The sequence below is a fragment of the Marinomonas fungiae genome, from assembly GCF_001418205.1.
Lineage (GTDB): Bacteria > Pseudomonadota > Gammaproteobacteria > Pseudomonadales > Marinomonadaceae > Marinomonas > Marinomonas fungiae.
Genome location: NZ_LIQF01000005.1, coordinates 77,195 through 102,633, shown reverse-complemented (window position 1 = coordinate 102,633; position 25,439 = coordinate 77,195). Strand labels below are relative to the sequence as shown.

At 45.2% G+C, this 25,439-nt stretch carries 28 protein-coding genes; 10 read left to right on the top strand and 18 right to left on the bottom strand.

The genetic code is table 11. From position 1 onward, the window contains the following. Positions 1-21: 21 nt before the first annotated feature. The 3 genes from ASC49_RS09300 to dusA form a co-directional block, all read right to left on the bottom strand. On the bottom strand, positions 22-1,125 hold the full coding sequence (locus tag ASC49_RS09300) for a PQQ-dependent sugar dehydrogenase (protein ID WP_072242080.1): 1,104 nt from the start codon (positions 1,123-1,125) through the stop codon (positions 22-24). A 181-nt stretch (positions 1,126-1,306) separates the two neighbouring features. Beyond that, positions 1,307-2,257 carry a transaldolase gene (gene tal / locus ASC49_RS09295; RefSeq protein WP_055462974.1) on the bottom strand — a complete coding sequence of 317 codons (951 nt, stop codon included), beginning with the start codon at positions 2,255-2,257 and terminating at the stop codon, positions 1,307-1,309. A 5-nt stretch (positions 2,258-2,262) separates the two neighbouring features. Next, the gene (gene dusA, locus ASC49_RS09290) at positions 2,263-3,309 is read right to left on the bottom strand and encodes a tRNA dihydrouridine(20/20a) synthase DusA (RefSeq protein ID WP_082443775.1); all 1,047 of its coding nucleotides are present in this window, start codon (positions 3,307-3,309) and stop codon (positions 2,263-2,265) included. 350 nt (positions 3,310-3,659) lie between these two features. Between dusA and ASC49_RS19780 the strand changes: the two genes are divergently transcribed. The 3 genes from ASC49_RS19780 (at position 3,660) to ASC49_RS09280 (ending at position 5,212) form a co-directional block, all read left to right on the top strand. After that, on the top strand, positions 3,660-3,809 hold the full coding sequence (locus tag ASC49_RS19780) for a hypothetical protein (RefSeq protein ID WP_156085539.1): 150 nt from the start codon (positions 3,660-3,662) through the stop codon (positions 3,807-3,809). Beyond that, the gene (locus ASC49_RS09285; protein ID WP_055462973.1) at positions 3,806-4,546 is read left to right on the top strand and encodes a hypothetical protein; all 741 of its coding nucleotides are present in this window, start codon (positions 3,806-3,808) and stop codon (positions 4,544-4,546) included. The genes ASC49_RS19780 and ASC49_RS09285 overlap by 4 nt, the downstream gene beginning before the upstream one ends. A gap of 165 nt (positions 4,547-4,711) precedes the next feature. Continuing rightward, positions 4,712-5,212 carry a DinB family protein gene (locus ASC49_RS09280; protein ID WP_055462972.1) on the top strand — a complete coding sequence of 167 codons (501 nt, stop codon included), beginning with the start codon at positions 4,712-4,714 and terminating at the stop codon, positions 5,210-5,212. 75 nt (positions 5,213-5,287) lie between these two features. Here ASC49_RS09280 and ASC49_RS09275 read toward each other — a convergent pair whose 3' ends face one another. Both ASC49_RS09275 and ASC49_RS09270 read right to left on the bottom strand, forming a co-directional pair. Further along, positions 5,288-6,199, bottom strand: a complete 912-nt coding sequence (locus tag ASC49_RS09275) for an alpha/beta hydrolase (RefSeq protein WP_141656821.1) — start codon at positions 6,197-6,199, stop codon at positions 5,288-5,290. A 262-nt stretch (positions 6,200-6,461) separates the two neighbouring features. Beyond that, complete coding sequence (locus tag ASC49_RS09270) at positions 6,462-7,571, bottom strand: glycerol dehydrogenase (protein WP_055462971.1); 1,110 nt, start codon at positions 7,569-7,571, stop codon at positions 6,462-6,464. Between the two features lie 408 nt (positions 7,572-7,979). Here ASC49_RS09270 and ASC49_RS09265 point away from each other — a divergent pair, with 408 nt between their 5' ends. Further along, on the top strand, positions 7,980-8,450 hold the full coding sequence (locus ASC49_RS09265; RefSeq protein WP_055462970.1) for a Spy/CpxP family protein refolding chaperone: 471 nt from the start codon (positions 7,980-7,982) through the stop codon (positions 8,448-8,450). Between the two features lie 98 nt (positions 8,451-8,548). On the opposite strand, the gene ASC49_RS09260 is transcribed toward ASC49_RS09265, so the two are convergent. Then, positions 8,549-9,187 (bottom strand): YecA/YgfB family protein, encoded by a 639-nt coding sequence (locus ASC49_RS09260; protein ID WP_055462969.1) that lies wholly within the window; start codon positions 9,185-9,187, stop codon positions 8,549-8,551. Between the two features lie 58 nt (positions 9,188-9,245). Here ASC49_RS09260 and ASC49_RS09255 point away from each other — a divergent pair, with 58 nt between their 5' ends. The 4 genes from ASC49_RS09255 to ASC49_RS09240 all read left to right on the top strand — a co-directional run bounded on the left by ASC49_RS09255 (position 9,246) and on the right by ASC49_RS09240 (position 13,035). Next, positions 9,246-11,027: a RecQ family ATP-dependent DNA helicase gene (locus ASC49_RS09255; RefSeq protein WP_055462968.1), complete on the top strand. Its 1,782-nt coding sequence runs from the start codon at positions 9,246-9,248 to the stop codon at positions 11,025-11,027. Continuing rightward, the gene (locus tag ASC49_RS09250) at positions 11,020-11,520 is read left to right on the top strand and encodes a SprT family zinc-dependent metalloprotease (protein ID WP_055462967.1); all 501 of its coding nucleotides are present in this window, start codon (positions 11,020-11,022) and stop codon (positions 11,518-11,520) included. The genes ASC49_RS09255 and ASC49_RS09250 overlap by 8 nt, the downstream gene beginning before the upstream one ends. 95 nt (positions 11,521-11,615) lie before the next feature. Continuing rightward, entirely contained in the window at positions 11,616-12,452 is an 837-nt protein-coding gene (gene ttcA / locus ASC49_RS09245) for a tRNA 2-thiocytidine(32) synthetase TtcA (RefSeq protein WP_055462966.1), read from the top strand. A 16-nt stretch (positions 12,453-12,468) separates the two neighbouring features. Continuing rightward, complete coding sequence (locus ASC49_RS09240; protein WP_055462965.1) at positions 12,469-13,035, top strand: YfaZ family outer membrane protein; 567 nt, start codon at positions 12,469-12,471, stop codon at positions 13,033-13,035. 70 nt (positions 13,036-13,105) lie between these two features. On the opposite strand, the gene ASC49_RS09235 is transcribed toward ASC49_RS09240, so the two are convergent. The 12 genes from ASC49_RS09235 to ccoN all read right to left on the bottom strand — a co-directional run bounded on the left by ASC49_RS09235 (position 13,106) and on the right by ccoN (position 24,340). Continuing rightward, positions 13,106-13,648 (bottom strand): adenine phosphoribosyltransferase, encoded by a 543-nt coding sequence (locus ASC49_RS09235; protein ID WP_055462964.1) that lies wholly within the window; start codon positions 13,646-13,648, stop codon positions 13,106-13,108. Between the two features lie 24 nt (positions 13,649-13,672). Beyond that, positions 13,673-14,434, bottom strand: a complete 762-nt coding sequence (fnr, locus tag ASC49_RS09230; protein ID WP_055462963.1) for a fumarate/nitrate reduction transcriptional regulator Fnr — start codon at positions 14,432-14,434, stop codon at positions 13,673-13,675. Positions 14,435-14,464: 30 nt separating this feature from the next. Continuing rightward, positions 14,465-15,835, bottom strand: coding sequence for an oxygen-independent coproporphyrinogen III oxidase (gene hemN / locus ASC49_RS09225; protein ID WP_055462962.1), 1,371 nt, complete (start codon positions 15,833-15,835; stop codon positions 14,465-14,467). Positions 15,836-15,916: 81 nt separating this feature from the next. Beyond that, complete coding sequence (locus ASC49_RS09220) at positions 15,917-16,585, bottom strand: sulfite exporter TauE/SafE family protein (protein WP_055462961.1); 669 nt, start codon at positions 16,583-16,585, stop codon at positions 15,917-15,919. After that, positions 16,582-16,740: a cbb3-type cytochrome oxidase assembly protein CcoS gene (gene ccoS / locus ASC49_RS09215; RefSeq protein ID WP_055462960.1), complete on the bottom strand. Its 159-nt coding sequence runs from the start codon at positions 16,738-16,740 to the stop codon at positions 16,582-16,584. Before ccoS ends, ASC49_RS09220 begins: the two co-directional genes overlap by 4 nt. 8 nt (positions 16,741-16,748) lie before the next feature. Beyond that, on the bottom strand, positions 16,749-19,127 hold the full coding sequence (locus tag ASC49_RS09210; protein WP_055462959.1) for a heavy metal translocating P-type ATPase: 2,379 nt from the start codon (positions 19,125-19,127) through the stop codon (positions 16,749-16,751). After that, the gene (locus ASC49_RS09205) at positions 19,124-19,612 is read right to left on the bottom strand and encodes a FixH family protein (protein ID WP_055462958.1); all 489 of its coding nucleotides are present in this window, start codon (positions 19,610-19,612) and stop codon (positions 19,124-19,126) included. The genes ASC49_RS09210 and ASC49_RS09205 overlap by 4 nt, the downstream gene beginning before the upstream one ends. A gap of 57 nt (positions 19,613-19,669) precedes the next feature. Further along, positions 19,670-21,079 (bottom strand): cytochrome c oxidase accessory protein CcoG, encoded by a 1,410-nt coding sequence (gene ccoG, locus ASC49_RS09200; protein ID WP_055462957.1) that lies wholly within the window; start codon positions 21,077-21,079, stop codon positions 19,670-19,672. A gap of 111 nt (positions 21,080-21,190) precedes the next feature. Further along, the gene (gene ccoP, locus ASC49_RS09195) at positions 21,191-22,087 is read right to left on the bottom strand and encodes a cytochrome-c oxidase, cbb3-type subunit III (protein ID WP_055462956.1); all 897 of its coding nucleotides are present in this window, start codon (positions 22,085-22,087) and stop codon (positions 21,191-21,193) included. After that, positions 22,080-22,274: a cbb3-type cytochrome oxidase subunit 3 gene (locus ASC49_RS09190; RefSeq protein ID WP_055462955.1), complete on the bottom strand. Its 195-nt coding sequence runs from the start codon at positions 22,272-22,274 to the stop codon at positions 22,080-22,082. The genes ccoP and ASC49_RS09190 overlap by 8 nt, the downstream gene beginning before the upstream one ends. A gap of 9 nt (positions 22,275-22,283) precedes the next feature. Continuing rightward, entirely contained in the window at positions 22,284-22,886 is a 603-nt protein-coding gene (gene ccoO, locus ASC49_RS09185) for a cytochrome-c oxidase, cbb3-type subunit II (protein ID WP_055462954.1), read from the bottom strand. Between the two features lie 11 nt (positions 22,887-22,897). Continuing rightward, positions 22,898-24,340, bottom strand: a complete 1,443-nt coding sequence (gene ccoN, locus ASC49_RS09180) for a cytochrome-c oxidase, cbb3-type subunit I (RefSeq protein WP_055462953.1) — start codon at positions 24,338-24,340, stop codon at positions 22,898-22,900. 234 nt (positions 24,341-24,574) lie between these two features. Between ccoN and ASC49_RS09175 the strand changes: the two genes are divergently transcribed. Beyond that, positions 24,575-25,165: an alpha/beta family hydrolase gene (locus ASC49_RS09175; protein WP_055462952.1), complete on the top strand. Its 591-nt coding sequence runs from the start codon at positions 24,575-24,577 to the stop codon at positions 25,163-25,165. After that, positions 25,162-25,416 carry a sulfurtransferase TusA gene (tusA, locus tag ASC49_RS09170; RefSeq protein WP_055462951.1) on the top strand — a complete coding sequence of 85 codons (255 nt, stop codon included), beginning with the start codon at positions 25,162-25,164 and terminating at the stop codon, positions 25,414-25,416. The genes ASC49_RS09175 and tusA overlap by 4 nt, the downstream gene beginning before the upstream one ends. Positions 25,417-25,439: the final 23 nt, after the last annotated feature.

Here is a 25,439-nt window from a genome sequence, read left to right as displayed (position 1 = left end):
TTCGGGATCAGAGCTCTAAAATTACCTGCTCGGCGTAACCTGTAATAACTTTCCAGAATCCGTACTAATCATAATGGAGCCATCATTAATCTCGATGACATCACGCATTCGCTCGTTCAGGTCTTCTAAAAAGCGTGTTTCAAACACTTTGCCAGACTTCAAGCGAACGTTGTTTAGATGACGTAAAGCCAACGCGGTTGATAAAAAATCACCATCCCAATCTTGGAAAAGCTCGCCACGGTAGATAAGCAGGGAGCTTGGAGCGATAGAAGGGATAAAGACTTTCTTGGGATCTTCTATGCCTTCTTTGCTGCTAGCCTCGCCAACCTGAATGGGAGCCCAATACTCTTTGCCATAGGACACTATTGGCCAGCCATAATTGGCACCAGCACGAATCAGATTAATTTCATCACCGCCGCGAGGACCGTGTTCGTTTGACCAAAGTAATTTGGTCTCTTTGTCATAAAATAATCCCTGCGGATTACGATGACCAAAGCTCCAAATTTCAGGGCGAATATTGCCATGACGTACGTATGGGTTGTCTGCTGGCACAGAACCATCTAAGTTAAGGCGCAAAATACTGCCTGCATGATTAGACAAATCTTGTGCATTGGCTCGTTCACCACGATCACCGACTGAGAAAAATACATGCCCATCAGCATCAAAAGCGATGCGACTACCAAAATGTTGGCCTTTAGATGATGAGGCGTCGGAAATCAGTAAGTCTTGCCAATCCTCTAGCGTTTCATCCTTAAGCTTTGCTCGCGCAAGAGCTGTGGTTGCACCTTCTTTCGTTGGGTGAGAATAAGTGAAGTAAACCCATGAAGTGGTATCAAAGTCTGGCGAAAGCGCTACATCTAATAGACCGCCTTGCCCCAATCGTGCGATCTCAGGAAGCCCTGTTATGCGCTGAGTCATGCCAGTGTCAGTATTTACACGAAGCAGCCCTCCATCTTGGATCGTCGCCAAGAGGGTGTTGTCATTGAGTTGGGCCATCCCCCAAGGTACGCCATCCAATTGCGCGACTTGTTTGATGTGAAATTGTGGTTCTGCTTCCGCTGCATAGCCCAGTGTACTGATAGCCATCAGTAGACCAATACTAAATTGTTGAATACGTTGAAGCATAAATTTACCTAGTTCATTCAAGAATCCTGAGTATAGATAGGAAAAGCAGAAGAAATAGGATTAACGGATGGGTTTCATAATCATTGCGGAAAGCTTGCCCACTGATTAGATATCCAGCAAGCACAGAAACAAAACGCGACATAAAGTCGCGTTTTTAAGTGGAAAATCTAGGAAGTTGGGCTTATAGCTTATCTTCGATCATTTTTTCAAGTTTACGCTGGTCTACGGCGAAGTTACGAATACCTTCTGCTAGTTTCTCTGTCGCCATCGCATCTTCGTTCAGTGCCCAACGGAAAGACTGTTCGGTTACTGGCTCACCCGCTGGCGTCACTTCGGTAGCAGGAACCAGTTTACGCTCTAGTGTGCCTTCGTCTTTTTTCAGTTCTTCAAGAAGGTTAGGGCTGATGGTTAGACGGTCACAACCAGCAAGCTGTTCGATCTCACCGATGTTACGGAAGCTCGCGCCCATGACGATCGTTTTGTAGCCGTGCTGTTTGTAGTAGTTGTAGATTTCCGTCACAGACACGACGCCTGGATCCGTCTCTGCTGTGTATTCTTCACCGGTAGAATTCTTGTACCAATCAAGGATGCGGCCAACGAAAGGAGAAATCAGGAACACACTCGCTTCAGCACATGCTTGCGCCTGTGCAAAGGAAAATAGAAGCGTAAGGTTACAGTTGATGCCTTCTTTTTCTAGCTCTTCTGCGGCTTTGATGCCTTCCCAAGTTGATGCGGCTTTGATCAATACGCGATCTTTTGAAATGCCAGCCTCTTCGTACAGCTTGATTAGACGACGTGCTTTTTCGATGGTCGCTTCTTTATCGTAAGAAAGGCGTGCGTCTACTTCAGTAGAAATACGTCCAGGAATGTATTTTAGGATTTCTGTACCAACAATCACTGCTAGCTTGTCGCTCGCATCGATCACTTGTTGCGCTTTATCGTTGCTTTGCTCTTTCGCCCAAGCAATGGCTTGATCGATAAAGGGCGCATACTCTGGGATTTGGGCAGCTTTGAGCATCAAAGACGGGTTGGTGGTCGCGTCTTCTGGTAGGAAATCTTTGATTGCAGTGATATCACCTGTGTCAGCAACAATCGTGGTGAACTCTTTTAGTTGCGATAACTTATTGCTCATTGCTCTTATCCTTTGCTTTTGTCTAGCTGTTGTTTAACCAATTCGATGGCGTCCAGTAACACATTGATTGTAGCGTCACTTCGATGACCATTTTCTGAAAGGTAGCGTCTAAATTGTTTACCGCCGGGTAAACCTTGGAAAATACCAAGCAAATGACGCGTTAAATGCATCAAGCGCTCACCATTCGCCAGTTGACGTTCAGCGTAAGGAATAAAGCGTGCTAACGCTTCAAAACGGTCGCTGACCAGCGATGGTTGGCCAAAAACGGCCTGATCGACTTGGCTTAGAACCCAAGGGTTATTGTAGGCCTCGCGGCCCATCATCACGCCATCTACATGACGTAGATGTTCTTGTGTCTCTTCAATAGTTTTAATGCCACCATTGATCAAGATTTCAAGGTGCGGGAAATCTTTCTTTAATTGATACACATAATCGTACTTAAGCGGCGGAATCTCGCGGTTCTCTTTCGGGCTTAAGCCTTGCAAAATCGCATTGCGGGCATGCACGATAAACGTCTCAGTAGCAGACTTTTCAGCGACCGTACCGATAAAATCACGCACGATGCTGTATTCCTGCTGATCGTCCAAACCGATACGGTGCTTTAAGGTCACAGGCAACGACGTCGCGTCTTGCATGGCCTTCATGGCATCGATCACCTTGTCTGGGTAAGACATTAAGATCGCACCAATCAGGCTGTTTTGCACGCGATCACTTGGACAGCCAGCATTTAGGTTGACTTCATCGTAGCCGAATTCTTCCGCCATCTTGGCACACTTAGCCAATGCAGAAGCATCGGAGCCTCCTAACTGCAAGGCAATCGGATGCTCGCACTCATCGTACTTTAAAAAGCGTTCAGGATTGTTGCCTTGCAAAAGAGCACCCGTTGTCACCATCTCTGTGTACAGCAAGGTATTCTTGGTAATGCAACGTGCGAAGACCCTGTAGTCGCTCGTCGTCCACTCCATCATGGGCGCGATGGAAAAGCGGCGATCAAGCTTAGTCCCTGATTTAATTGGAGGGGTAGCGTTTTGAATATCTAATTTTTTTGTCATTTATTTCGTAATAGTAGGTTGATGCAGCGAATTGAGGCCATCTTGATACAGCAAATCGTTTTGAAAATTTGCTACAAAATTGGGTTAAAGAGAGCGCTGAACATCAGTTTTTGTTCTCTGAATAGACGCCATTATGTCATAAAGTTACAAGGTTGCTAACTGTCTACAGACATTAAACGGTACAAAATTGGCGGGCTACCGCTTCTGGTTGCCCAATTCATTTTTATATCTCAAGGTTTGCTTAAAGAATGACTGCAATCTAATGCTACTAACATCATAAAGACCCACCTAGACTGGCAGTCATCAGCTGGTTACACTTATAACTCAGCATTCAGTTCAGGAAGAACGACATGGAACAACTCACCCAACTGCTCAAGGATCTAGAGCGCATCACATTTCAAGATATTTCAGAAATACCACACGAAGAACATGTCATTGCGGCGCAGATTGAAGCGTTGCAGGATCGGTTGTGTAAGGTGGCTAAGGATAGGGCGCATTGATTCAAATATTTAAAACAACTGCTCAGTTGCTGGCTCTTATATTTATTGGTTTAGTCACTGGATACGCTTTATTTCTGATTTACGGCGTTCTAAGTAGCGGCGAAATAGCTAAACTGGGCAACACTGAAAAACTAACCTTAGCAATTTCGATTTTAAGCGCTTTTGCTACTTTGTTTGCAGGTTACGCAGCATGGAATGCAAATAGACTTAGCAAGTCAGAGGCAGAAGCAAATAGAAAGCATAGCGAAAGTCTGCAAATGCCGTACATGATAGTGATTAAGGACGTTAGCCCTGAATATCTGCTTTCTAGTGACTATTGGCAAAATATCATTATTAGCATCAAAAATATTGGCAGTGGCCCGTTAATAATTGATCGCCTAGACATTCATATAGATGGTCAACCTGTGATTGAGAGCAATAGAATTCGTGATGGTGCGCCAGACTTCATAAAAGCTAAGATTCAGGAAGTCGTAGGAGATACAAAGTCAAAAGAGCGAGGCTTTTATGTGCCAATCAATAAATGGCCTGTTACTTTGAATGCCCTTGCTAGTGGAACAGGATTAGCGGCAGGAGAAGGGATAAACATAATTGAGTTTCCGATAAGGCAGGATTTTGCTGTTGACGAGCAAACAAAGAAAATCTTTAAATTAATAAAAATAAACTGTATCTACAAAGACATTTACGGCAACAAATTTCCATATGGCAAAATGCTGGACACGTTTCAAACACAAAACTAAACATGTCTCCTAGCTGCATTTTTATTTCCAGAACTCCCTTTGTGCGGGGGCATTTAAGGGAATAGATTGTTGTTTCGACTTATTAATATGTGAGCTGTATCTGCTCAAACAGAAACCTATCATGTTATAAATAGATTCCTTATCGACCTAACCAGAGAACCCACCATGACACCAGCCTTAGCCAAAGAACTTGCCCATTACAATTCATGGATGAATAAGAAGATCTACTATGCAGTACGCTCTCTAAGTGATGCTGAGCGTAAGAAAGATCGCGGGGCGTTTTTTAAGTCTATTCACGGCACTTTGAATCATTTGTTGCTGGCGGATAAGCTTTGGTTAGGCCGTATGACTGGGGAGTCATTTGCATTGACTGGTTTGGATCAGGAGTTACACAGTGACTTTGCGGCGCTGGAGCAGGATCGTATTGCGACGGATGCAGCCATTACCGCTTATGTTGCTGGACTGACTGAGGAGCAATTAGCCGGTACATTGCGTTACACCAGTGTTGTCAATCCTGAGCCAAGAGAATTTGAGCTGTGGTTTGCGGTGGCGCATTTCTTTAACCACCAAACCCATCATCGTGGGCAGGTGACGACTTTGTTGTCACAGCTTGGTGTGGATGTAGGCATTACCGATATGGTGTTTATGCCACGAGAGCACGCTTAATAAACAACTTATAGCAAGGCATTAAAAAAGGCAGATCACGAGTGATCTGCCTTTTTGGTTTTCGCTTGCTAACGCTTATTTCAAGTTAGTGGCGAAGAAGTCAACTAGCTTGTCTAGTGGGATCTTGTCGAAGTTGTCGTATAGATCCACGTGGTTGGCATCTTCAACGATCACTAGTTCTTTTGGTTCTTGCAGTTTTTCAAACGCTGTTTCGCTGAAGTAGCGAGAGTGTGCGTTTTCACCGTGAATCAATAGCGCTGGACGTGGTGAAATCTTGTCGATGTATGACAGCAAAGGCATGTTCATAAATGACAGTGGATTCGTTAGTGTCCATGACGCGTTTGAGTTGATCGCACGTGGGTGGAAACCACGATCCGTTGATTTGTAGTAGCCTGCATATTCCACTACGAATTGTGGCTCGCCACCTTGAAGCTCAAGGGATACTGGACCAACCGCCGGTTCACCCGCTTCAGCATCTTTCCAACGCTGTTCGTTTAGGAACTGTAGGCCGTTGATACGATCTTCGTCTGTGGTGCTGTCGTTGTAGCCTTTTGACATCACGCGGCTCATGTCGTACATAGTCGCTGTTGCAACGGCTTTGATGCGAGTGTCTACTGCTGCTGCGTTAAGCGCCATACCTCCCCAACCACAGATACCGATCACACCAATACATGCGCGATCAACATTGTCTTGTAGACCTAGGAAATCCACGGCTGCACTGAAGTCTTCTGTGTTGATGTCTGGAGAAGACACGTGGCGTGGTTCGCCGCTGCTTTCGCCTGTGTAAGATGGGTCAAAGGCTAGCGTAACGAAGCCTTTCTCCGCCATGGTTTGAGCGTACAAACCAGATGCTTGCTCTTTGACTGCACCGTAAGGGCCGCTGACTGCGATCGCAGCTAGTTTACCAGATGCGTTCTTAGGTGTGTAAAGGTCAGCTGCTAGAGTTAGGCCGTAACGGTTTTTGAAAGTGACTTTTTTGTGCTCCACTAGATCGCTTTTAGCGAAGGTTTTGTCTCATTCTTGAGTTAGGTTCAGTGTTGTATCAGTCATAAAAACTCCTAAAAAACTTTGTCATCGTTGGCGTTGATGTGTCGCCATGTGTTGTTGCTATAGGTGTAAGATACTTATGTGACAGCCTCATAACAATAACGCTAAATTTCTACCATTTATTAATTTAATTCATTAATAGGACGATTAAAAAAGGTGGTGCATTGTCAGTGCGCCACCTTTATATAGACTATTTAAGCGATTACCCCTGAGCTTTGTAACGCTCAGCCATGGCATTGGCTGCCACCATAGCGTTGTAGACATCGTTTTCAGTCACAGGTTTTAACATATTGCCCATAGTGTCGCCTTCGGCACAGGCAATGCTTGCTACAGTACGCCATTCTGATTCGATGAACTCAGTTAGACCCATATCCGCTAGAGTCAGTGGTAAGCCCACTACCTTGATGATACGAACTACTTCATCGATTTCTTCTTTTGGCGCGTTTTCTAGCACGAGTTGAGTGAGCAAACCAAATGTCACTTTTTCACCGTGTTGTACATGATGTAAGGAAGGCACAGCAGACATGCCATTGTTTACTGCGTGTGCTGCAGCAAGGCCGCCGGCTTCAGCGCCAACACCACTTAGATAAATAGTCGCTTCGATGGTTTGCTCAAGTGCAGGTGTGCAGATTTTATTGCGCACGGCATCCATCGCTGCTTCCACGTTTTCACTGAGTAATTCAAAACATAGCTGAGCTAGGCCAAGACCAGTACGTGACGGCTTTTTCAAGACTAGGTTCACACCGTCAGAAGCGTAACAAGCGCGTGCCTCGAAGTAAGTGGCTAGGGCATCACCCACACCTGCGGCAAAGAAGCGTGCTGGTGCAGCGGCTAAGATGTCTGTATCAGCGATCACTGCATCTGGGTTCTGGGGTAAGAATAGGTAGCGGTCGAATTCACCGTCTTCTTTATAGATGACTGAGAGAGCGGTACACGGTGCATCTGTTGAGGCGATCGTTGGATACAATACAACCGAGATTTTATTGTTGAAAGCGACTGCTTTAGCACAGTCGAGGGTTTTGCCGCCACCGATACCAACGATCACATTCGCACCTTGTGTTTTGGCAATATCCGCCACGCGGCTTATCTCTTTATCTGTACATTCGTATTGAAATTTCTCTACTTTACTTTGAATGCCTGCCTTTTCTAAGGCTGGCGTCGCGTGAGTCGCTGCTCGATCTAGGATGAACTCATCGCTTAGGATTAGAACATTATCGCCAAACGCCGCAACGTAATCAGCCATGTTGGCTAGTAAGCCAGAACCGATCATGAATTTCTTCGGTGATGTAACTGTGCGTTCACTAACAGACATAGAAAACTCCTTTTATATTTAAGTGAGGCGTCACTCCGCAGGCGATGACGCCGAAAGCTTTTATTAACTGTAAGGGGATTCTCTGTCATAAATACAGGTAGAAGGATGACATTGATCGCATTCAGTGGGATTTATGCATTTTTATCTTCTACTTATGTTTTTGCATAACTCACATAGCTACTTGCTATACCTATTTAATGTAATGACGATCTGTTTGTTTAACTGAATGTTTTGGAATTTGTTTGCAATACGCATCCTGGTGCATGTTTCACTTTCTGCGTGACAGATTGAGTAAATATGACTGGTTTGGTGGTTATTCTTTACTTTGCATTTCGTGAGTTTGACACACACTGACACTGATCTGTTCATAATGAAACCATCACAAGCAAACACCAAAGAGGTGCAATTATGACTAAGTTCAATGGAAAAACGTTCAAATTGGCTGCAATGGGAATAGCCGCCGTCATGACTGCTTCAGTTGCGACTACTTCTCTAGCGGAAAGCTCGGCTCCACAAGCAAAGGCCCAAGCACAACATGCGCCACGAATGGTGGACCCTTATTCTGAACAGATGCTTGATCGCATGGCCTTGTCGTTACAAATGGATGCGAAGAGCAAAGCGGAAGCTAGCAAGTTGTTTGCGGAAGCTCGCGAAGATCGCCAGAATGTGGTGAAGGATATGCAAAAGTTAAGTCAGCCAATGATTGCGTTGAATCCAAAAGACGATGATTACGTAGATCAAATCGAAGATCTGGCCGAACAGCGCAGTGAACTGATGGTGAAGTTGGATGTCCAACAGGCTGAAGTTCGACATAAGTTCTATGAATTACTTAGTGATGAACAGATTCAGCAACTAGAGTCGTTAGGTGGTAACCATTAAGCCAGTGGCCACCTAAGTAGGATCGGTTTCCCCTTCTTAGGAAGTATTAAAAAGCCGCATTCGTTTGAATGCGGCTTCTTTTTATTTGAACAGCCGAATTAGCGTTTTTTAGCGCCTTTTCCATTTCCTTTGCCCTTGCTTTGTGGCTTAGGTTTAAAGGCTTTTTTCTCAGGTTCAGTACGCAAGATCAAGAATAGATCCGTTACTAATTGTGGGATCTGGTCAATACAAGATTGAGTTAGCTTCTCACTTTCGCGGATTTGCTGTACTTCTTCGTCTTCAAATAGGCCAGATGCCACCATAAAGGGGAGTAGGCACTCGGCAACTTCCTCTTCTTTTTCAGACTCAAACCAGTAACGCTCAGTGAAGAACACGCCTTCCATAAAGCCTGATGCCCATTCTTCCAGCTCGCTTAGCTCTTCTGGGTTCTGGCTGACTTCGATATCACAAGGCACTAGGAAGTCATCTTCGGACTCAAGTTCTTTCTGAAGGTCAGCAAAAAGGCGAATCAATAGATTCTCAATGTGCTTTTGTTCCTTTTCAGAGGTAAACTGCGGTGTTTCTTCGAATACGACAGGCAACCACTGCGACGGTGCTGGTGCTTCTGGGCTGATCGCTAGGGCTGTTAAAAAACCGTGTGCCATGACAAAATTCTGGCAATCTTCGTGAACAGCATCAGAGTCCAAAAAGTTTTCTAGTTCTTCTAGTTCTAGGTCATCAAGAGGTTGGTGTTGCATTTAGGTTTTCCTATTATTCAATCGCGACACAGTTTAAACACATCAGTACTAAAAAACCATGAGCAAGCCGATCAAAATCGATTCTGTTGCGCTTGATTTGGCCCAAAATGCTTTACAGCGTTTGGGTTATCAAGACTTTATAGGATCACAGCAGATTTGTGTTGAATCCTTATTACAGGGTGACGATGTGCTAGCCTTGCTGCCAACGGGGGCAGGCAAGTCCGCCATCTACCAAGTAGCGGCACTGGCTCGTCCTGGGGTAGGGCTTGTTGTGAGTCCCTTGATTGCCATCATGCAACAGCAAGTGACGCAATTACAGCAGCTAGGCATCAAAGCAGAATTTCTTAACTCAACGCAGAATGGGGCGGAGCAAAACGATCTTTATTGGCGCTTACGGCATGGGGACGTTGAAATTCTTTACATGTCACCTGAGAAGCTGCTGCAGACCAGTGTGATAGGTTTGCTAGAAGACATAGATGTGTCCTGTATCGCGATAGACGAAGCTCACTGTGTATTGCGTTGGGGCAGTCAATTTCGCCCTGAATACGCACAATTAGGTTGCTTGAAAGATATCTTTCCGAATGCTCCCGTGATTGCTTTAACCGGTACTTTGTTGCCTGAAAAACAAACTCAAGTCAGCGACGCATTACAGCTAAATGCTCCTAAAGTGGTGCGAGAGAGCGTTAACCGCCCCAATATCCGTTTGCAAGTGTCACAAAAGCGACGAGCGAAACAACAGTTGCTTTCGTTCCTAATGAAAGATGGCATGGCGCAGCCAGGCATTATTTATTGCCGCTCTCGCAGTAAAACTGAAGAATTAACCCAGTGGCTAAATGAGCAGGGTATTTTGGCCAATTGTTATCATGCCAATCTATCTCCCTCGGAGCGTGATCAGGCCCATCAAAAGTTTGCCAATGGCGCTGTGCAGGTATTGGTCGCCACCACCGCTTACGGTATGGGCGTTGATTTGGAACATGTGCGTTTTGTGGTGCACATGGACTTACCATTATCGGTTGAAAATTACGCTCAGGAGATCGGTCGTGCTGGACGTGATGGGCGACCGGCGCAAGCTTTGTTGTTTTACGGTTTGCAGGATATTTTGCAGACGTGGCAATTCGTACGACAAGAGCAATTAGAAGATGAATTCTGGCGTCTAATGGATTGTTTGGAGCACACCGCTTGCCGACGCACATCTTTGCTGGCGGCGTTCTCAGAGATCTCTGAAAAGAACTGTGGTAATTGTGATCGCTGTCTGCAGCAATCAAAACAGCACAATGTCACCGTGGCAGCGCAGAAGCTATTAAGTTTGGTCTATCACACCAAAGGGGTGGTGCCGTTTTCTTCGTTAATCAATTGCCTATTGGGTAAGCCCATTAAAAGCGTGACTAATTTTGCCTTAGAGCAGCATCCGTTGTTTGGTCAGGGAAAGGCATTAGATGAGACGCAATGGAAAGCGGTAGTGCGTCTGTTATTGGCCAAAGGCTATTTGCTGCAACAAAGCATGTCGCCTTTTGCCGTTGCCTTGGCGGAGAAAAGTCGACGCGTGCTACGTGCCGAAGAGCAACTTATTATCACTTCGGATTGGTTTTATCCAGCGCTAAAAGATACGGATATAAGCCAATACAGCCAGCGTGGCTGGCATCAATTGCTGCATTGGAGTGTGGCAAATCGAGTGTCGGAGCATTTGTCCGATGTACAATTGCATAAAGTATTTGAAGCTAAGCCTAGCTCGCTAGCGTCTCTAAGTCGTATTACAGGGTTGAGCAAAGAGCTGTTAACGAGCCTAAATGCGGAATCATTATTTCAGCCCTTAAACTTAGCCAAGGAGTCCCATGACTAAGTTAGCTCTGAGTCAATATACACAGCAGATTGATGCCAAGATTCAAGAGAGCATAGACAGTGCTGAGCGTTACTTCAAGATTAAATTAAAGCCCCCCAGCTATAATTTTAAGCAGCGTGGACGCACCGCGGGCACTGCTTACATGCAGCGCAACGAAATGCGCTTTAATACCTTTATGCTGCAGCAAGACCCTCAGAAGTTTATCGATAATGTGGTGCCTCACGAAGTGGCGCATATCGTCGTGCACCAAGTGTTTGGTGCCAAGGTTCGACCTCATGGCAAAGAATGGATTGCGGTGATGGAGCATTTATTTAATGTGGAAGCCCATCGTACCCATGATTTTGATGTCCCAAAAGCGCGAAACGCCTTCCTTTATCAGTGCCAATGCCAAACACACGAATTCACGGCGCATCGCCATGGGCGTGCAGAGCGGGGCACTCAGTACATCTGCCGTAGCTGTCGAGCGCCGCTGACATTTTTGAAAAAGAAGTAAATTCCTTTAATTCCCTTTGAACGAACGGGTTCATAGGATGCTTCGCGAAAGTGGTTGTAGTAAGATAGCGCGCATCTGTTTTATGGTAATAAAGAATGACTTCTGAGATCGATCGTAAAGAAAAACTTGAGCTGAACAAGCTTCAAAAACGCCTACGCCGCCTAACTGGTCAAGCGATTGCTGACTTCAATATGATTGAAGAAGGTGACAAGGTGATGGTGTGTTTATCCGGTGGTAAAGACTCTTACACTATGCTGGATATTTTAATGAACCTACAGCGTAGTGCGCCTATCAGTTTTGAAATTGTGGCGGTCAACCTTGACCAAAAGCAACCAGGCTTTCCTGAGCATATCTTGCCTGAGTACTTGTCTCAGGTAGGTGTGAGCTACCACATTCTAGAAAAAGACACTTACAGCATTGTAAAAGAAGTGGTGCCAGAGGGCAAAACGACGTGCGGTTTATGTTCGCGTCTGCGTCGTGGCTCTCTTTACGGTTTTGCGGAAGAAATTGGTGCGACTAAGATCGCATTGGGGCACCACCGTGATGACATTCTGGAAACCTTGTTTTTGAACATGTTTTTCGGTGGTAAGTTGAAGGCTATGCCGCCTAAGCTACTAAGCGATGATGGCAAGCATGTAGTAATTCGCCCATTAGCGTACTGTAAAGAATCCGATATCGAAGAATATTCTTTACTAAAGTCTTTCCCGATCATCCCTTGCAATCTGTGTGGCTCTCAGGAGAATCTACAGCGTCAAGTTGTGAAAGAGATGCTTCAAAACTGGGAGAAACAATACCCGGGTCGTGTGGATACTATGTTCTCGGCAGTTCAAAATGTGGTACCGTCTCATCTAGCGGATACTGAGCTGTTCGACTTCAAAGGCTTGAAGCAATCGGAAGACGCATTCAAACGCTTAAATATTATCGAGCTTTAACATTAAAGGAAGCAGTATGTCGATGAAGAAAATTTTACCAGTCGTGCTTGGGGCGGCCGTATCATTCTCTGCTCATGCGGTGGATACGATCGAAGGCAGCCTAAACAATGATGCAGTGAAAGTGGATCTTAGTCTGGACCAAGGCAAATACTTTTTAGACCTTGGTGGTATGTACCATTCTGATGATGGTAAATACGGCTACATCGGTGCCCACATCGAAGACATCGATACTGCGAAAGATTATCCAGTCCAAATCGGCTTAGGTGCGCGCTTGCTGGCGATTGATACAGAGTATGACGTTGATAATGCTGGTATGGCGGTGGCTCTTGGCGGTTTTTACCGTTACACCTTCCCAAAAGCAAACCGTTTCAGCGTGTTAGGTTCTTTGTACTACGCTCCGAAAGTATTGTCGTTCCAGAACATCGACAGTGTTTACCAAGCTGAGATTCGCGGCGAATATCGTACCCTGCGTAATGCTCGCGTATTCTTGCGTTACGGTATGACGCATGTGGATCTTGAGCGCTACTCGGATGATCCTGACATGAACAAAAGTATCGGTATTGGTATCTCCACAACGTTCTAAGACGGTGTCGCTGATAAGCAATAAAAAAGGTGGCCTCGGCCACCTTTTTTATTGTGCTGGAGAAGGCGAGTTACTCACCTTCAAACGCACATAATGCGAACACAGGAATGTCCATTTCCTGGATTTTAGCACTACCACCCAGATCAGGAAGATCAATAATTGCCGCCACTTCTTTGATGGTTGCGCCTTGCTGCTTTAACAAGCTCATTGCAGCAACTAAAGTGCCACCAGTGGCAATCAGATCGTCAAACAGAAGCACTTGTGCACCTTCGTGCAAAGCGTCTTCTTGGATTTCTAATTCAGCACTACCGTATTCTAAGTCATAAGCTTGTGAAATGGTTTTACCTGGTAATTTACCTTTTTTACGGACCAATACCAAAGGTTTGCGCAATTCGTAAGCCAAAACTGAAGCAATCAAGAAACCGCGTGCATCAATACAAGCAATGTGTGTGATGTCACTGTCAATGTAACGATGCACATACGCATCCACCACCATACGCATCCCCTTAGGGTTGCTAAAAATAGGCGTGATGTCACGGAAGCTAATGCCTGGCTTTGGCCAATCTTCAACGGTACGAATCAAAGACTTAAAGTAAAAGTCGTCAAATAGCATAGGTAAACCTTAATAAAAGCTTAATTAAACATGCTCAATGGTAGCACATTCTCCAGCGGCTCCGACGAGTTTCTCCATTTCTGGAAGATTAATAATGGAAATCTCTTTACCATCCACATCAATCAAGCCGTTCTTTTGGAAACGAGTCATTACACGACTGACGGTTTCAACGGCAAGACCTAAGTAGTTACCAATTTCTCCGCGAGACATGGATAAACGGTAGGCCGTTGCAGAGTAGCCACGCTTTTTGAATCGATGGGAAAGGTTTAATAGGAAAGACGCCACTTTTTCATCTGCGTTCTTTTTGCCTAAAAGCACCATCATCTGTTGATCGTCACAAATCTTACGGCTCATCAATCGGAAAAGTTGATGCTTAAGAGAAGGGATTTGCGATGATAGTTGCTCAAGGTGAGAAAATGGAATTTCACATACCGTAGTCGTTTCCAGTGCCTTTGCGGAAACAGGGTAGTGGTTTTCATCAATGCCGCTCAATCCTACCAATTCACTTGGGCAGTAGAAACCAGTGATTTGTTCTTCGCCAGAATTAGTAATGTTGTAAGTTTTCAATGTGCCTGTACGTACAGCGAAAACAGAATCAAACTCTTCTCCTTGATGGAATAAGATTTCTCCCTTTTTCAAAGGGCGTTTACGCTCGATAATTTGATCTAAACGGTTTACGTCCTCATCCGCCAACGCAATTGGCAAACAAAGAGCGCTTAAGCTGCAGTTCTGACATTGTGAAGTCAACTTGCTACTGAAGCGGTTGTTGGAATTAGAAATTGCCATAGTAACTCTCCCTGAGCTCGATCGGGTCATTTATATAACTTTTGAGAAATTTGAATTAGAAGTGAGGTATTTATCAAACACCATGCAAACACAGCGAACCAATAAACGACCAACTTCTGTAATGTTTATTTGAATATTAGCGTTTTCATAATAGACCGTTATGACGCCATCTTCCTGCAGATTGCCTAAAGAATCCAGTTCAGAATGAAAGTATTCGTTAAAATTAATACCAAACTGTTCCTCAATTGCTGAGCTATTTAGTTGGTTATGGCAAAGTAACTGCATAATCACGGCATGACGAATACGGTCATCATTGCTGCTAATGTAGCCTTTCATAATCGCCAGCTGGCCATTTTCGATGCTGTTTTGATATAGCGAAAGGTCGGTATGATTTTGGAAATAAGCATTGCTTACTTGGCTAATTGCAGATACACCAAACGCTAGGAGATCGGTCTCTGCATGCGTCGTATAGCCTTGGAAATTACGTTGCAGGTGACCTTCTTGTTGCGCTTTGGTCAGAGAATCATCCGGTTTTGCGAAATGGTCCATACCAATGTAGACATAGCCAGCGTCGGTCAGCTTATCAATGCTTAGTTTCAATAATGCCAGTTTCTGATCTGGGGTTGGCAGGTCTTCTTCCAGAATACGTCGTTGCGGAGCAAAACGTTGTGGTAGGTGAGCATAGTTAAACACCGAAATCCGATCTGGTGAAAGGGCAATGACTTTGTCTAGGGTTTCGTTAAAGCCTTCTAGGGTCTGTTTCGGTAAACCGTAAATCAGATCAAAGTTAATTGAATGATAATCTAGCTCACGTACGTCCGACATCACTTCGGTGACAAGCTCTAAGGACTGTATGCGGTGGATGGCTTTTTGTACATCTTCGTTGAAATCTTGGATGCCGAGACTAACGCGATTAAAGCCGAGGCTTTTTAGTAATTCTAACTTAGAGCGATTAACTTCACGCGGATCAATCTCAATGCTGTAGTCCTGAGAGCCATCGTTAACAAGATTGAAGTGCTCTTTGATATTATCGAACAGCGTTGCTAAATTTTCTTCACTCAAGAAGGTGGGTGTCCCACCACCAAAGTGTAATTGTGTTACTGGGCGTGATTGATCAATCATAAGGGCGCGCAAGCGCATTTCTTCGCCTAGTAACTCCACATATTCCGCACCTTTATCATATTGCTTAGTAACAATCTTATTGCAGGCGCAGTAATAGCAAAGATGCGCACAAAAGGGGACGTGAAAATACAGGCTTAACGGTGAACGCGAGGGCTCTAACATCTTACCGATCAATTCCATCTTGCTGATCTCGGTAGTGAACTGTGGCGCAGTTGGGTAAGACGTATAACGAGGCCCAGCAAGGTTATATTTCTGGATAAGTTTGGAGTCCCAAAGCATAACGACGTTTCCTATTAAAATTGCTAATGGGAGTTTACTCGTATCTTTGATTTACTCGCTGATGTAGATCAAATGTTGGTACTATCCAATGTTAGAAAGCAGGTTTTTGAAATAAGGGATGCTGTACAAACCATAAATAATGATCAGAAAACCAAAAAGCCACTTTAAGTGAAATTGTTGCCATAGGTTTTTAAGCTGTTTGGCAAAGAATCCTGCTAGCAACATGGTCGGCAGTGTTCCCATAGCAAAGCCAAATATTGCGACCATTGATAGTGAAATGGAGCCAAGCGAAGTGGCCCATAGTACGGTGGAGTACACCAGTCCACAGGGTAACCATCCCCATACTAGACCTGCGCCTAATGCTTGAGCAGGATTTTTGATCGGTAGGAAAGACTTGGCAGTGGGTTGTATGAAACGCCATAGATAACGGCCTATGGATTCAACGCGAAGAATTAATCGTGACAGTCCGCACAGATATAAGCCCATAAAGACTAATAAGATGCCCGCAAAAGTTCGTAATGGCAGCATAAATGCGCTGTAATATTCAGATAAACCAAACTGCAATGTGCTTGCTAATAATAGGGTGAACAACCCATATGAGAGGATGCGGCCTAAGTTGTAAGCAACAATATTGAAAGCGCTCGAACTTTGTCCGACAGATAGCATAGAAGCCAAACCACCACACATGCCTAAGCAGTGGCCAGCACCTGCCAAACCGATCAAAAAGCCACTAAAAAAGATGGAGATCACGACTTATTGTCCGTTTCATCGTCTTCAAAAAGTATGCGTTCGCCTTCTCGATTTAGGTCATCAAATTGATCGCCTTTTACGGCCCAAATGAAAATAACGACGGCGATAACCACAAAGATGGCGGCAATTGGGATGAGTAAAAATAGGCTTTCCATGTTTGTTCCTATAGTTTGTTAAGTCTGGTGGCATTTACTACAACAATCAATGAGCTAAGGGCCATGCCGATAGCCGCCACCCAAGGGGGAATCATACCAGCAATAGCCAATGGCAATAAGGTAGCGTTGTAGCCCGCCGCCCAAATCAAATTCTGTTTAATGATTTTGTGACAATTTTTTGCGGCCTTTAAAGCTGTTGGAATCGTGCTCAGGTGTTCACTGAGTAAAATTGCATCAGCATGAAGTTTGGCTAAGTCTGAGCTGGCTCCCATTGCAAGGGAGGTTGTTGCGCCCGCTAGAGCAGGGACGTCGTTAAGACCGTCACCAATCATCAGCGTGTTTTTGCCAGATTGAGCTTTTATCCAGTTCCATTTTTGATCAGGTAAGCAACGGGTTTCAAAATCATCGAACCACTCTGGGTCAAGAATGCTTTGCGCGGATTCTCGTGTATCACCGGTAAGCAGACTGACACGGATACCTTGCTCTCGTAAAGAAGCAATCACTGATTGCGCTTCAGGGCGTAATGCATCACAAAGTGTGACTTTTGCAAATATCTGTTTCTTAGTCGCTAAATAAAGATCTAACTGTGCCTTGCTAGAATTTATACTACTAATCAACGGCAGGCCGATCGACTCCAGTAAGGCTAGATTTCCAAAGTAAAAACGTTCTCCTTGATATTCTCCGCTCACCCCTTGGCTGGCAAGGTTTTCAATGTTCATGATCTTAGCAGGTGCAAACTGCTGGAAAGTTTTTGCGATAGGGTGCTTAGAATGCTGCTCCAAGCCACTGATCATGCCAAGTACTTGCTCCTTCGAGTAGTTAAAATCGTACAGTTCGACTTGGGTAATAGAGAAACTGCCGTACGTTAGTGTCCCCGTTTTATCAAAGACAATATGCTGTGTTGTCGCTAGTGCTTCAATCACATGGCCGCGAGTGATTAGAAATCCGGCCCGTTTTAAAGCATTGGTAACTGTGGTCAGGGCGACAGGGGTAGCAAGGGATAATGCACAAGGACATGTTACGACCAGAACGCTGACCATGATCCAGTAGGCTTCGTCTTCCCCCATCCAACTCCAAAAACCATAGGTTAAAGAAGCCGTGATTAAGACGGCGATAACAAAGTAGTGCGCGACCTTATCGGCAATGATCGCCACCTTTGGTTTTTCGCTTAAAGCTCTCTCAGTAATGCGCGAAATAGCCGCAGCTTTCGTGTTTTGCCCCACTTCGGTGACTTGTAAGTGAGCTTGTTGGTCAATGTTGACTGTTTGCGCATGAATGTTCGCACCCTGTTTTTTGCTTACGGGTGAATATTCACCTGTAAGGCTGGACTCATCAACGCTGGTGAAGTCACTGAGTAAAATGCCATCTACCGGAAAAGTTTGCCCCGGCTCAATGATGGCCGTATCGCCAACAATGAGTTGCTGCAATGGTATGGTTTGTAGTTGGTCATCGCGCAGAACTCTGATGGCGGCTAGACTAGCTTGTTGTTGTCCACCTAGGTGATAGGAGCGAGCGACGGTTTCTAGAAAGCGTCCCATGAGCAAGAAAAAGATAAACATGGTCACGGAATCAAAGTACACATGGCCAGTTTCAGTGTACAGCGCCATCACACTGGATGCGTAGGCCAGTAAAATCCCTAGAGAAACAGGTAAGTCCATAGTGAAATGGCGATTTTTTAAATCACGTAGAGCACCGCGATAAAAGGGTAGGCCTGCGTACAACACCACTGGGGTGGCAAAAATAAAGCTGATTCCACGAAGAAGTTGACGATAGATGTCATCCATGCCTTGCATGTCTCCAGCATACATGGCGATAGCGCTCATCATAACCTGCATCATACCGACGCCAGCAATGCCTAGACGGATGATGGCCCGCTTTTTTTCTTTGCTTTGCAGGGCGTCTTGTTCACCTGGTAGGTAGGGTTGGGATGAATAACCGATATATAAAAGTTCTTTGGCGATCTGTTGAATGCTTATGCTATCAGGATCCCAAGTAATGGTAGCGATAGCGCTGCTTAGGTTAACGTGTACTGAGAGAATACCCGCTTGTTTGCTTAAGTGCTTTTCAATCAGCCAAGCGCAGGCAGAGCAGGTAATACCTGATAAAGATAGCTGTATGGTATGCCCGTCTGTGCCTTGATGAACATATTGATTGTACAAATCTTTATCTAATAAAAGGTCGAATACTGAGCTGTTGTCTTCAGTAAGTCGAGTACCTTTAGCATTATCGCGACGCTGGTAATAAAAGGAGAGATCCGCCCCGCAAATATGCTCTGCTATAGCTTGGCAGCCAAAACAGCAAAATTCACGATGCTCGTTCTGGAGTTCGCTAGCAATGTCTAAACCTGCGGGGATGGGATCCCCGCAGTGAAAACAAACCCTGCTCATAGATTGAAGTTAAGGTGGTCGTGGATGTCACTGTTTATACGGCCATTAAGTTGCCAACCATTAGAGGATTCAAGGTAGACGTTCCAAATGCCGGATAGAGGTTTTTCGAGCTGAGCGCGGTATTCACTTGGATGGGTCTGTATAAAAGTGACTGTGAAATCTTTACTGGAAACGGCTGCATGAGCAAACAGAGCAGTCAGTTCAGGTGCCGTAGCGTTTTTGGTGTTCAGCAACAGTTCGCCTGTCAGGTTATCAAGGCGGAGGTTCGCTTCGATACCCATTGACTTGGCTGCTTCACGTTGGGTGATGACTTGGTTGATGGCTAAGCCTTCTTTGTAGTAATCATCTTTTACTAAATCGCTGGAAGAATTAAGAGCTGCGTATACTTGAACGACGGCTACTAGAACTGAAGAGAGAGGAACACTGATAATAAACCAAGGCCAAAACTGCTTGTACCAAGGCTGGTTAGCAACTGCTGTTGACATAAAGGTACTCCAATATAAAAGCGAATAAGCGGTGATATTATCACCGCTTATAGATCATTATTTTGATACAGGACCAATAAATCGACTTTCTGTGATCTTTTCAACAGGATAGTTAGGGTCTTGTGATTCCACCTTAAAGAAAATTGTGTTGCGCTGTTCATTTAGTGCTGTAGGTGGTACTTGAATGGAGAAGGGCACGGTACGTACCTCTCCCGCATTTACCTTAACGTTTTTACGGCCGATCATATTCATGTTGTCTAGGCCTGAAACAGAAATCTCAAAATCATGGGCTGCTTGATCCATGTTAATGACCTTGATGGTGTAGATGTTCTCAATCATGCCGCTCGGGGTGGTGTTGAATAAGCGGTTTCGGTCACGAATAACATCTAAGCCAAGCGCCTCGCGATCACCAGCAAAATACAAGAAGGCGGTCACCACGACTAACATACACATAGCATAGCCAATGGCTTTTGGGCGCATAATGTGAGAGGTTTTCCCTTCCAAACGACGCTCAGTTGTGTAGCTGACTAAACCGCGCTCATAGCCCATCTTGTCCATAATTGAATCACAAGCATCGACACATAAGGCACAACCAATGCATTGGTATTGTAATCCGTCACGAATATCGATTCCGGCAGGGCAAACGTGTACACATAGGTTACAGTCAATACAGTCACCTAGCCCTTGTTCTTTTGGATCGGCGCTACGTTTACGTGGGCCGCGCTTTTCTCCGCGGTTATAATCGTAAGAAATTACCATTGTATCAGGGTCAAACATAACCGCTTGGAAGCGAGCATAAGGACACATGTAAGTACAGACTTGTTCACGCATCCAACCTGCAAAGAGGTATGTGGCGCCAGTAAAAAATGCTACCCAGAAGTAGGCCCAGGGGTGGGCTTGGAAAGTAAATAGGTCGACCACAAGCTCACGTACAGGGGTAAAGTAGCCAACGAAAGTTAAGCCTGTTAGCCAGCCAAATAGAATCCACAAGCTATGCTTGTTAAATTTTTTGATGAATTTACTTTTCGACATGGGCTCCTTGTCAAGCTTCATGCGAGCATTACGTGAACCTTCGGTTTTTTCCTCAATCCACATAAATACCATGGTCCAAACAGTTTGCGGACAGGTGTAGCCACACCAAACACGGCCAAAAAGCGTGGTGACAAAGAATAGACCAAAGGCACAAATGATCAGCACCCATGCCAGTAAGAAAAAGTCTTGCGGGAAGAAAGTGATGCCAAAGATATGAAACTGACGAGCAGGCAAATCAAATAGTACGCCTTGTCGATCGTGCCAGTTGAACCAGGGCGTTAAGAAGTAGCCAAGCATTAATATCCACAGAGCGCGGGTTCGGATCTTCTGAAAAAAACCTGAAACGGCACGGGTGTAAATTTTTTTGCGCTTTTCGTATAGGTCGAATTCAACCGTTTCTGGCTCGACATTCTGAACAGGTATTTTCTCGCTCATGCTGCATTCCTTAACGTTCAACAGGCTCGTTTAAGTACTGTCTAATATTACAATTTTTAATAAAAAAAGGGTGTGCCTTTCGGTCACACCCTTTTGATACACATCAGAGAATTACTGATTTGATAGGCTGTAGACATAGCCTGCCACGACGTGCGCTTTGTCTTTGCCTAGGATGCCTTCCCAAGCTGGCATCTGACCGTTACGACCGTTACGAATAGTTTGCATGACTTGTTGCTCGCTACCGCCGTATAACCAGATGTTGTCAGTTAGGTTTGGTGCACCGAATAGGTGGTTACCTTTACCTTCTGCACCATGACAAGCGATACAGTTCGTTGCATACACTTGTTGGCCTTGCTGTGCCGCTTGAGCGTCTGTTTCACGACCTGAAAGGCTCAGTACATATTGCGCTACGTTATGTACGCCATCTTCACCCAGCATTGGACCCCATGCAGGCATGGCGGCCATACGGCCATTCAGAATGGTTTGAGAAATGGCCGCTGCATCGCCACCGTACAACCAATCGTTATCAGTAAGGTTGGGGAAGCCATAGCCACCTGTTGCCGCTGAGCCGTGACATTGAGCACAGTTGTTGGCAAACAAACGTTGACCGATACGCATTGCTTGATCGTTTTGAGCTAGCTCCTCGATCGGCGTTTGCGAGAATTGCGCAAACATAGGACCGAACTCGGCCTCAGCTTTAGCAACCTCACGGTCATAAGCAGATTCTTGAGACCATCCCAGCATGCCCTTGAAGTTGCCTAGTCCTGGGTAAAGCGCTAGATAACCTAGTGCAAACACAACGGTTAGAACGTACATCCAGTACCACCAACGTGGTAGAGGGTTGTCATACTCTTCGATGCCATCAAATTCATGGCCAACTGTTTGAGTAGTTTCTGAGTTAAAGCGTTGCCCTTTACGAACAATGGTTAACAACAAGAAGCTTCCCAAAATAGAGCCCAGCGAGATCACAATGACCCAGCCGCTCCAAAAAGAACTTAATTCATTCATTTGTCTTCTTCTCCACGGATGACTCGCGCTGCGCGACACTTACATCATCGTCGTCATCTGCGAAAGGAAGGTTAGCAGCTTCATCGAAACCACCTTTACGGCCTTTACTGAATGTCCAGACAATGATTCCGATGAAAGCAATAAATGCAATCGGAGTAGCAAGTGCTCTTAGCGTATTAATGTCCATGTTATGACCCTATCGTTCGATCACTGTGCCCAATTGTTGCAGGTAAGCAACGAGAGCGTCGATTTCACGTTTGCCACGTACTTCTGATTTCGCTGATGCGATTTGCTCATCAGTGTAAGGTACGCCAACAATACGCAGTGCCGTCATCTTGTTGGCAGTGTCATTGCCATCAATTTTGTTTTCAAATAACCAAGGGAAGCTTGGCATATTTGATTCTGGTACTACGTCGCGTGGGTTGTACAAGTGAGCGCGGTGCCACTCGTCGCTGTAACGCTGACCAACACGAGCTAGGTCAGGGCCAGTACGTTTAGATCCCCATAGGAATGGGTGATCGTAAACAGACTCGCCAGCAACGCTGTATGGTCCATAACGCTCCGTTTCTGCACGGAAAGGACGAATCATCTGTGTGTGACAGCTTAGGCAGCCTTCACGCTGGTAGATATCACGACCTTCTAACTCAAGCGCTGTTAGAGGTTGTAGATTCTCTACTGGCTGAGTGGTTTGTTTCATAAAGAATAGAGGGATGATCTCAACCAAAGCGCCGAAGCTGATCGCAACGACGATAAGGATGATCATGAGCCCCATATTTTTTTCAATTACTTCATGGCGCATGTGTTAAACCCCTATGCTGTTTGAGTATCGGCGTTGAAAGCTTCAGTTTCTTGGCCTTTTGCCGAACGCACTGTCATGTAAGTGTTGTAAGACATTAGCAGCATACCAAGTAGGAACACGCCGCCACCTAGAACACGAACAAACCAGCCTGGGTAACTTGCATCAACCGCTTCTACGAAGCTGTAAGTCAATGAGCCGTCATTGTTAAATGCACGCCACATTAGACCTTGCATGATACCGTTCACCCACATTGATGCGATGTATAGTACCGTACCAATCGTTGCTAGCCAGAAGTGAACGTTGATCAAGCGAGTTGAGTACATGGCACCTGGTTTTAAACCAAGAACTGCAGGCAGTAGGTGGTATACAGAACCGATACTTACCATCGCTACCCAGCCTAGAGCGCCTGCGTGTACGTGACCAATTGTCCAGTCAGTATAGTGAGACAAAGCGTTCACTGTCTTAATAGACATCATTGGGCCTTCGAAGGTAGACATACCATAGAAAGACAATGACACCACTAGGAAGCGTAGGATTGGGTCATGGCGAAGTTTGTGCCAAGCACCTGATAGCGTCATAACACCGTTGATCATACCGCCCCAAGATGGTGCTAGAAGGATCAGCGACATTACCATGCCTAAGCTTTGAGTCCAGTTAGGCAGTGCAGTGTAGTGTAGATGGTGAGGGCCAGCCCAAATGTACAGTGAAATCAACGCCCAGAAGTGGACGATTGAGAGACGGTACGAGAACACAGGACGACCAGCTTGCTTAGGTACGAAGTAATACATCATGCCTAGGAAGCCTGCCGTTAGGAAGAAACCTACAGCATTATGACCGTACCACCATTGCACCATAGCATCGGCTGCACCTGAGTAAACGGAGTAGGATTTTAATGCTCCCACAGGTACGACGGCACTGTTACCGATATGTAGCACGGCAACGGTGATGATGAACGCTCCGAAGAACCAGTTTGCCACGTAGATGTGTTTCATCTTACGCTTGGCAATAGTCCCAAAGAAGTTCACTGCATATGCCACCCAAACCAATGTGATCATAATATCAATTGGCCACTCTAACTCGGCGTACTCTTTCGTTTGAGTGTAACCAAGCGGTAGTGTGATGGCTGCGGCAACAATGATAATTTGCCAGCCCCAGAAGGTGAATCCTGCTAAAACGTCAGAAAAGAGTCTTGCTTGTGTGGTACGTTGTACAACATAGTACGACGTTGCAAACAAGGCAGAACCCCCGAAACCGAAGATGACTGCGTTAGTGTGAAGTGGGCGTAAACGTCCAAAGTGAAGGTAAGGTATGTTAGCGAGTAGGTCTGGCCATACCAATTGTGACGCAATTAATACGCCGATAGCCATGCCTACTACGCCCCATACCACCGTCATAATGGTGAATGCGCGCACCACTCGATAGTTGTATGTTGGGTGATCAAAAGCTGTGCTCATAGTTTCTTCCACAAACCACGTTGAGTGATAGATCTTGTTAAAGATAATGCTGTTTTTATTGGAAAGGCGGGTGTCGATACTTCGAAACAAACGAACGGAGCAGTCGGACCTTCCTTCTAATTCCAACAGCGGTAAACTAGCAAAATTGATTCTAAGTCTTTTCACATTTTAAAGAATAGGAACATAGCTTGCTTTGTGGATATTCCTTGTCACAGAGCAACGTTTTCAAACGATATGATGAAACTTTATCTACTTCACGGTTCTGGTGCTGGGCATCAGAGTGATTTTCTAACCCGATTTAAAGCCTGCCTAGAGGCGGATTTGAACATCCAGATTGAGCCCATTACCCTTGAATACATGAAGGATATGGAGCATACGGGGACAAAACGTCCACCACCGAGACTGCCTAAGTTGGTCGAAGAAGTCGCAGCTTCTTTGGATCGGAATGAACCGATGATTTTGCTGGGTAAGTCGATGGGGAGTCGTATCATTGCTGAGCTTTGTCAAACTCATAATGTGAAGGCCTGCATAGCGCTTGGTTTCCCTTTTTATCCTGCCAAGAAGCCAGAGAAACATCGCTTAATTAACTTGGCTAGCAGTGAAAATGTTCCATATCTGATTCTCCAAGGAACACGAGATGCCTTAGGTGATCGTGTCTGGGTGAGTCAACAGCAGTTGCCAAGCAATATTGATATCCAGTGGATTGAGGGTGCTGATCACGATTTTCATGTGCTTAAACGTTATAATAAGTCGCCAGATCAGGTGATGGAATGTCTATCGGGACATATCAAGGCATTTTTAACGGGCTTGAAATTAATTTTATGAAAGAGGGTAGTAGTTTGTCTGACCATGACAAAGTTTTAGATACGCAAGGGCTTTACTGTCCTGAACCTGTGATGATGCTACATGGGGTGGTTCGTAAGATGTCACCTGGCGAAGTGGTTAAAATAATTGCGACAGACCCTTCAACTGAGCGCGATATACCTAAATTCTGTAACTTTTTAGGTCATCCATTAGTGAAGCAAGAGCAGCAAGGCGACTTGTACTATTACTGGGTGCAAAAAAAGGTCAGCTAGTGCTGACCTTTTAAGTTAAACCT

What these genes read in the sequence shown, in the direction of transcription:
- ccoG (WP_055462957.1), bottom strand. Translation starts at nt 21,079, where the DNA reads ATGAGCGAGAAAATACCTGTTCAGAATGTCGAGCCAGAAACGGTTGAA.
- ASC49_RS09205 (WP_055462958.1), bottom strand. Translation starts at nt 19,612, where the DNA reads ATGTCAACAGCAGTTGCTAACCAGCCTTGGTACAAGCAGTTTTGGCCT.
- ASC49_RS09270 (WP_055462971.1), bottom strand. Translation starts at nt 7,571, where the DNA reads ATGTCTGTTAGTGAACGCACAGTTACATCACCGAAGAAATTCATGATC.
- ASC49_RS09280 (WP_055462972.1), top strand. Translation starts at nt 4,712, where the DNA reads ATGACACCAGCCTTAGCCAAAGAACTTGCCCATTACAATTCATGGATG.
- ASC49_RS19780 (WP_156085539.1), top strand. Translation starts at nt 3,660, where the DNA reads ATGGAACAACTCACCCAACTGCTCAAGGATCTAGAGCGCATCACATTT.
- ASC49_RS09235 (WP_055462964.1), bottom strand. Translation starts at nt 13,648, where the DNA reads ATGCTATTTGACGACTTTTACTTTAAGTCTTTGATTCGTACCGTTGAA.
- ASC49_RS09190 (WP_055462955.1), bottom strand. Translation starts at nt 22,274, where the DNA reads ATGGACATTAATACGCTAAGAGCACTTGCTACTCCGATTGCATTTATT.
- tusA (WP_055462951.1), top strand. Translation starts at nt 25,162, where the DNA reads ATGAAAGAGGGTAGTAGTTTGTCTGACCATGACAAAGTTTTAGATACG.
- ASC49_RS09300 (WP_072242080.1), bottom strand. Translation starts at nt 1,125, where the DNA reads ATGCTTCAACGTATTCAACAATTTAGTATTGGTCTACTGATGGCTATC.
- ccoN (WP_055462953.1), bottom strand. Translation starts at nt 24,340, where the DNA reads ATGAGCACAGCTTTTGATCACCCAACATACAACTATCGAGTGGTGCGC.
- ccoO (WP_055462954.1), bottom strand. Translation starts at nt 22,886, where the DNA reads ATGCGCCATGAAGTAATTGAAAAAAATATGGGGCTCATGATCATCCTT.
- ccoP (WP_055462956.1), bottom strand. Translation starts at nt 22,087, where the DNA reads ATGAATGAATTAAGTTCTTTTTGGAGCGGCTGGGTCATTGTGATCTCG.
- ASC49_RS09260 (WP_055462969.1), bottom strand. Translation starts at nt 9,187, where the DNA reads ATGCAACACCAACCTCTTGATGACCTAGAACTAGAAGAACTAGAAAAC.
- tal (WP_055462974.1), bottom strand. Translation starts at nt 2,257, where the DNA reads ATGAGCAATAAGTTATCGCAACTAAAAGAGTTCACCACGATTGTTGCT.
- fnr (WP_055462963.1), bottom strand. Translation starts at nt 14,434, where the DNA reads ATGGCAATTTCTAATTCCAACAACCGCTTCAGTAGCAAGTTGACTTCA.
- ccoS (WP_055462960.1), bottom strand. Translation starts at nt 16,740, where the DNA reads ATGGAAAGCCTATTTTTACTCATCCCAATTGCCGCCATCTTTGTGGTT.
- ASC49_RS09255 (WP_055462968.1), top strand. Translation starts at nt 9,246, where the DNA reads ATGAGCAAGCCGATCAAAATCGATTCTGTTGCGCTTGATTTGGCCCAA.
- dusA (WP_082443775.1), bottom strand. Translation starts at nt 3,309, where the DNA reads ATGACAAAAAAATTAGATATTCAAAACGCTACCCCTCCAATTAAATCA.
- ASC49_RS09240 (WP_055462965.1), top strand. Translation starts at nt 12,469, where the DNA reads ATGTCGATGAAGAAAATTTTACCAGTCGTGCTTGGGGCGGCCGTATCA.
- ASC49_RS09210 (WP_055462959.1), bottom strand. Translation starts at nt 19,127, where the DNA reads ATGAGCAGGGTTTGTTTTCACTGCGGGGATCCCATCCCCGCAGGTTTA.
- ASC49_RS09175 (WP_055462952.1), top strand. Translation starts at nt 24,575, where the DNA reads ATGATGAAACTTTATCTACTTCACGGTTCTGGTGCTGGGCATCAGAGT.
- hemN (WP_055462962.1), bottom strand. Translation starts at nt 15,835, where the DNA reads ATGCTTTGGGACTCCAAACTTATCCAGAAATATAACCTTGCTGGGCCT.
- ASC49_RS09265 (WP_055462970.1), top strand. Translation starts at nt 7,980, where the DNA reads ATGACTAAGTTCAATGGAAAAACGTTCAAATTGGCTGCAATGGGAATA.
- ASC49_RS09250 (WP_055462967.1), top strand. Translation starts at nt 11,020, where the DNA reads ATGACTAAGTTAGCTCTGAGTCAATATACACAGCAGATTGATGCCAAG.
- ttcA (WP_055462966.1), top strand. Translation starts at nt 11,616, where the DNA reads ATGACTTCTGAGATCGATCGTAAAGAAAAACTTGAGCTGAACAAGCTT.